Consider the following 5,897-nt stretch of genomic DNA (forward strand, 5'->3'; position numbering starts at 1 on the left):
TGGTTGCGGGGGCAGGATTTGAACCTGCGGCCTTCAGGTTATGAGCCTGACGAGCTACCGGGCTGCTCCACCCCGCGTTGCTGGCTTTTGCCATGTCGTGAGGCTTTGTTTGCCTTACGACGAAGAGCCGCGTGATGCGGCTTTAGTAATCCGGCATGACCGGTTGATGAGAGGATTTGAGTTTTGCGATTTGCAGACCTGGCAGCGACCTACTCTCCCGTGTCTTAAGACAAAGTACCATCGGCGCTGGGGCGTTTCACGGCCGTGTTCGGAATGGGAACGGGTGCAGCCACCCCGCCAGAACCACCAGGTCGGCAAAGCGCAAAGCTCAAACGAGAAGCTGGGGAGATTTATCTCCGAGATATCGTGTTGGAGACGGGTTGGTCACGAAGCGTGAGCTTCGCAAGGCCAAGGGCCGTCGCCGGTCGTCCGGCGCCCGCGCGGAGCATAGGGCCGAAGGCCCGCTCATGCGGGAGCGCAAGACCGATGATCTTGGTTCTTCGAGCCAAGATGATCATTGATCAATGAGAACGATGAAGTCTATCGAGCTATTAGTAACGGTAAGCTTCGCATGTTACCACGCTTCCACACCCGTCCTATCAACGTGGTCGTCTTCCACGGCTCTCAGGGAATACTCGTTTTCAGGTGGGTTTCCCGCTTAGATGCCTTCAGCGGTTATCCCTTCCGTATATAGCTACTCTGCTATGCCGCTGGCGCGACAACAGATCCACCAGAGATACGTCCATCCCGGTCCTCTCGTACTAGGGACAGATCCTGTCAATATTCCTACACCCACGGCAGATAGGGACCGAACTGTCTCACGACGTTCTGAACCCAACTCACGTACCGCTTTAAATGGCGAACAGCCATACCCTTGGGACCTGCTCCAGCCCCAGGATGCGATGAGTCGACATCGAGGTGCCAAACAACCCCGTCGATATGGACTCTTGGGGGTCATCAGCCTGTTATCCCCGGCGTACCTTTTATCCGTTGAGCGATGGCCCTTCCACGCGGGACCACCGGATCACTATGACCGACTTTCGTCTCTGCTCGACTTGTCAGTCTCGCAGTCAGGCGGGCTTATGCCATTGCACTCGACGAGCGATTTCCGACCGCTCTGAGCCCACCATCGCGCGCCTCCGTTACTCTTTCGGAGGCGACCGCCCCAGTCAAACTACCCACCATACACTGTCCCGGACCCGGATAACGGACCGCGGTTAGACATCCACGAAGATAAGGGTGGTATTTCAAGGATGGCTCCACTCAAACTGGCGTCCAAGCTTCAAAGCCTACCACCTATCCTACACATGCCTTGGCGAATGCCAGTGTAAAGCTATAGTAAAGGTGCACGGGGTCTTTCCGTCTGACCGCAGGAACCCCGCATCTTCACGGGGAATTCAATTTCACTGAGTCTCTGCTGGAGACAGCGGGGAAGTCGTTACGCCATTCGTGCAGGTCGGAACTTACCCGACAAGGAATTTCGCTACCTTAGGACCGTTATAGTTACGGCCGCCGTTTACTGGGGCTTCGATTCAAAGCTTGCACCTCTCCTCTTAACCTTCCAGCACCGGGCAGGCGTCAGACCCTATACGTCGCCTTGCGGCTTCGCAGAGCCCTGTGTTTTTGATAAACAGTCGCTACCCCCTGGTCTGTGCCACCCTCATATACTTGCGTAGATAAGGGTCACGCTTCTTCCGAAGTTACGCGTGCAATTTGCCGAGTTCCTTCAGCAGAGTTCTCTCAAGCGCCTTGGTATACTCTACCTGACCACCTGTGTCGGTTTCGGGTACGGTCTGTACGGTGGAGCTATTTCCTGGAACCGCTTCCCTGCCATGACAATCCAATAAGCCATAACAAGTTACGCAATCCGTCACTACCACCAGGCCCACGAATATTAACGTGGTTCCCATCGGCTACGCATTTCTGCCTCACCTTAGGGGCCGGCTAACCCTGCTCAGATTAACTTTAAGCAGGAACCCTTGGTCTTTCGGCGAGAGGGTCTCTCACCCTCTTTATCGTTACTCATGTCAACATTCGCACTTCCGATACCTCCAGAAGCCCTCACGGGTCTTCCTTCACAGGCTTACGGAACGCTCCGCTACCACTCCTCAAAGAGGAATCCTCAGCTTCGGTGCATGGCTTTAGCCCCGTTACATTTTCGGCGCAAAGACCCTTGACTAGACCAGTGAGCTGTTACGCTTTCTTTAAATGATGGCTGCTTCTAAGCCAACATCCTGGTTGTTTTGGGATCCTCACATCCTTTCCCACTTAGCCATGACTTGGGGACCTTAGCTGGAGGTCAGGGTTGTTGCCCTCTTCACGACGGACGTTAGCACCCGCCGTGTGTCTGCCGATTAGTACTCCCCGGTATTCGGAGTTTGGTTAGGATCAGTAAGACGGTGAGTCCCCATAGCCCATCCAGTGCTCTACCCCCGGGGGTATTCGATCGACGCTCTACCTAAATAGATTTCGCGGAGAACCAGCTATCTCCAGGTTTGATTGGCCTTTCACCCCTAGCCACAAGTCATCCCAATCTATTGCAACAGATGCGGGTTCGGTCCTCCAGTTGGTGTTACCCAACCTTCAACCTGCTCATGGCTAGATCACCTGGTTTCGGGTCTAATGCAACAAACTCAATCGCCCTATTCAGACTCGCTTTCGCTGCGCCTACACCTACCGGCTTAAGCTTGCTTGTTACACTAAGTCGTTGACCCATTATACAAAAGGTACGCGGTCAGCCTTGCGGCCTCCCACTGTTTGTAGGCATCCGGTTTCAGGTTCTATTTCACTCCCCTCGTCGGGGTGCTTTTCACCTTTCCCTCACGGTACTTGTTCGCTATCGGTCATGCACGAGTACTTAGGCTTGGAGAGTGGTCTCCCCATGTTCAGACAGGATTTCACGTGTCCCGCCCTACTCAAGGACAATGCCTGTTCTACGTGTACGGGGCTATCACCCGCTAAGGCCGGACTTTCCATTCCGTTCCACTTTATTCAGCATTGCCACTGGCCTGGTCCGCGTTCGCTCGCCACTACTAACGGAGTCTCGGTTGATGTCCTTTCCTGCAGGTACTTAGATGTTTCAGTTCCCTGCGTTCGCTTCTTACACCCTATCTTTTCAGGTGTAGATACCTCTTATCAATGCTTGGAACCTCGCTCGTCAGAGACGAGCCAGATTACCAAGCATCAGAGGTGGGTTCCCCCATTCGGAGATCCATGGATCAAAGCCTATTCGCAGCTCCCCACGGCTTATCGCAGCGTATCACGTCCTTCATCGCCTGTGCATGCCAAGGCATCCACCAAATGCCCTTATTTCACTTGATCGTTCTCATTGCCAATGATCATCTATCATCGACAATCGATATCTTCGACATGGATAAAGATCCATGTCATTAGACCAGCTTCTCGAGACATGCGGACTGATGTGCGGTCAGCAACATCAACCATGATCAACGCCAGATGCCCAAAGGCAAACAGCAATCAACCACTTGACAGGCAAAGGTCTTGCGACCAGTCCCCGCATGTCTTCTCTTCACTATGTGGATAGAACAGGCGCCTTGGACAAACGTCCAAGCCGCAAACACAATTCTTTCTTCAAAGGATATCCTCTCATCCAGACATCTTGCTTGGCCAGCGCGCCGGGTTGGCCGGCGGCGGCGCGCAAACAAAAATGGTGGAGCTGAGCGGGATCGAACCGCTGACCCCCTGCTTGCAAAGCAGGTGCTCTCCCAGCTGAGCTACAGCCCCAATCTCTGGTGAACCACAGGCCCAACAGCCGACCTCGAAGCGAAGCTTCGCAAGGCCAGAGGCCGTCGGCCACTTTTGGCCGCCCAGTCCGGAGCCCAAGCGATCGAAGATCGCTTCAGCGTGAGGACAAAGCAACCCATTTCCAAAGCAAATGGTGGGCCTGGGAAGACTTGAACTTCCGACCCCACGCTTATCAAGCGTGTGCTCTAACCAACTGAGCTACAGGCCCTCAAACCGGCCCGCAAGGACCAGCTGACTGACCCGAGAAAGCAAGGTTCGTATCCTTTGATGAAGAAAGAGAAACGTGAACGGCGGAGCCTGTATAACCTCGATGCCTAAACATCGGGCTTCGTTCTTGCGATTAACCTGACTGGTCAATCTTGTTCTAATAAGATGTGGAAGGTTCATCCTGTTCTAGACAGGCGTCTTACCAATTCCAGATCTTCCTTAGAAAGGAGGTGATCCAGCCGCAGGTTCCCCTACGGCTACCTTGTTACGACTTCACCCCAGTCGCTGACCCTACCGTGGTTGCCTGCCTCCTTGCGGTTAGCACAGCACCTTCGGGTAAAGCCAACTCCCATGGTGTGACGGGCGGTGTGTACAAGGCCCGGGAACGTATTCACCGTGGCATTCTGATCCACGATTACTAGCGATTCCAACTTCATGCACTCGAGTTGCAGAGTGCAATCCGAACTGAGACGGCTTTTGGAGATTAGCTTGACCTCGCGGTCTTGCTGCCCATTGTCACCGCCATTGTAGCACGTGTGTAGCCCAGCCCGTAAGGGCCATGAGGACTTGACGTCATCCCCACCTTCCTCTCGGCTTATCACCGGCAGTCCCTCTAGAGTGCCCAACTGAATGATGGCAACTAGAGGCGAGGGTTGCGCTCGTTGCGGGACTTAACCCAACATCTCACGACACGAGCTGACGACAGCCATGCAGCACCTGTCTCCGATCCAGCCGAACTGAAGGAAAGTGTCTCCACTAACCGCGATCGGGATGTCAAGGGCTGGTAAGGTTCTGCGCGTTGCTTCGAATTAAACCACATGCTCCACCGCTTGTGCGGGCCCCCGTCAATTCCTTTGAGTTTTAATCTTGCGACCGTACTCCCCAGGCGGAATGTTTAATGCGTTAGCTGCGCCACCGACAAGCATGCTTGCCGACGGCTAACATTCATCGTTTACGGCGTGGACTACCAGGGTATCTAATCCTGTTTGCTCCCCACGCTTTCGCACCTCAGCGTCAGTAATGGACCAGTAAGCCGCCTTCGCCACTGGTGTTCCTCCGAATATCTACGAATTTCACCTCTACACTCGGAATTCCACTTACCTCTTCCATACTCGAGATACCCAGTATCAAAGGCAGTTCCAGAGTTGAGCTCTGGGATTTCACCCCTGACTTAAATATCCGCCTACGTGCGCTTTACGCCCAGTAATTCCGAACAACGCTAGCCCCCTTCGTATTACCGCGGCTGCTGGCACGAAGTTAGCCGGGGCTTCTTCTCCGGTTACCGTCATTATCTTCACCGGTGAAAGAGCTTTACAACCCTAAGGCCTTCATCACTCACGCGGCATGGCTGGATCAGGCTTGCGCCCATTGTCCAATATTCCCCACTGCTGCCTCCCGTAGGAGTTTGGGCCGTGTCTCAGTCCCAATGTGGCTGATCATCCTCTCAGACCAGCTATGGATCGTCGCCTTGGTAGGCCTTTACCCCACCAACTAGCTAATCCAACGCGGGCTCATCAAACCCCGATAAATCTTTCCCCCAAAGGGCGTATAAGGTATTAATTCCAGTTTCCCGGAGCTATTCCTTAGGGCTCGGTAGATTCCCACGCGTTACTCACCCGTCTGCCGCTCCCCTTGCGGGGCGCTCGACTTGCATGTGTTAAGCCTGCCGCCAGCGTTCGTTCTGAGCCAGGATCAAACTCTCAAGTTGAGAATTGATCAATTGGCGTCACTGTCTTTCGCTCGAAATTGACGAGAGTTCAGAAACTCAAAATCCATAGGACCAAGTTTCCGTCTTCTCATTTCAAAACGTAGACTTGCCAAAGTCTCTTCGATGGTAAACCCCAGACCCTAAAGCCTAAAGCCACCGCAGACACCCGCCGTCCACGTCTCTCTTTCTTCCTATCCTACAATCTCAAAGAACTGAC

Annotated in this window: 3 tRNA genes and 3 rRNA genes; all 6 read right to left on the minus strand. The window is 53.8% G+C overall.

What is annotated here, in order from left to right:
* The 6 genes from Q4481_RS24445 to Q4481_RS24470 all read right to left on the minus strand — a co-directional run bounded on the left by Q4481_RS24445 (position 1) and on the right by Q4481_RS24470 (position 5,680).
* Positions 1-77 (minus strand) — tRNA-Met (locus Q4481_RS24445).
* 119 nt (positions 78-196) lie between these two features.
* A 5S ribosomal RNA gene (gene rrf / locus Q4481_RS24450) occupies positions 197-311 on the minus strand.
* 219 nt (positions 312-530) lie between these two features.
* Positions 531-3,321, minus strand: a 23S ribosomal RNA gene (locus Q4481_RS24455).
* A gap of 347 nt (positions 3,322-3,668) precedes the next feature.
* Positions 3,669-3,744: transfer RNA gene (locus Q4481_RS24460), tRNA-Ala, on the minus strand.
* A 152-nt stretch (positions 3,745-3,896) separates the two neighbouring features.
* Positions 3,897-3,973 (minus strand) — tRNA-Ile (locus Q4481_RS24465).
* Between the two features lie 222 nt (positions 3,974-4,195).
* A 16S ribosomal RNA gene (locus Q4481_RS24470) occupies positions 4,196-5,680 on the minus strand.
* Together the 16S, 23S and 5S rRNA genes with 3 tRNA genes alongside form the textbook arrangement of a ribosomal RNA operon.
* Positions 5,681-5,897: the final 217 nt, after the last annotated feature.

This window comes from Fluviirhizobium alvei, from assembly GCF_030551875.1.
In the GTDB taxonomy this organism is placed as follows: domain Bacteria; phylum Pseudomonadota; class Alphaproteobacteria; order Rhizobiales; family Rhizobiaceae; genus Rhizobium_E; species Rhizobium_E alvei.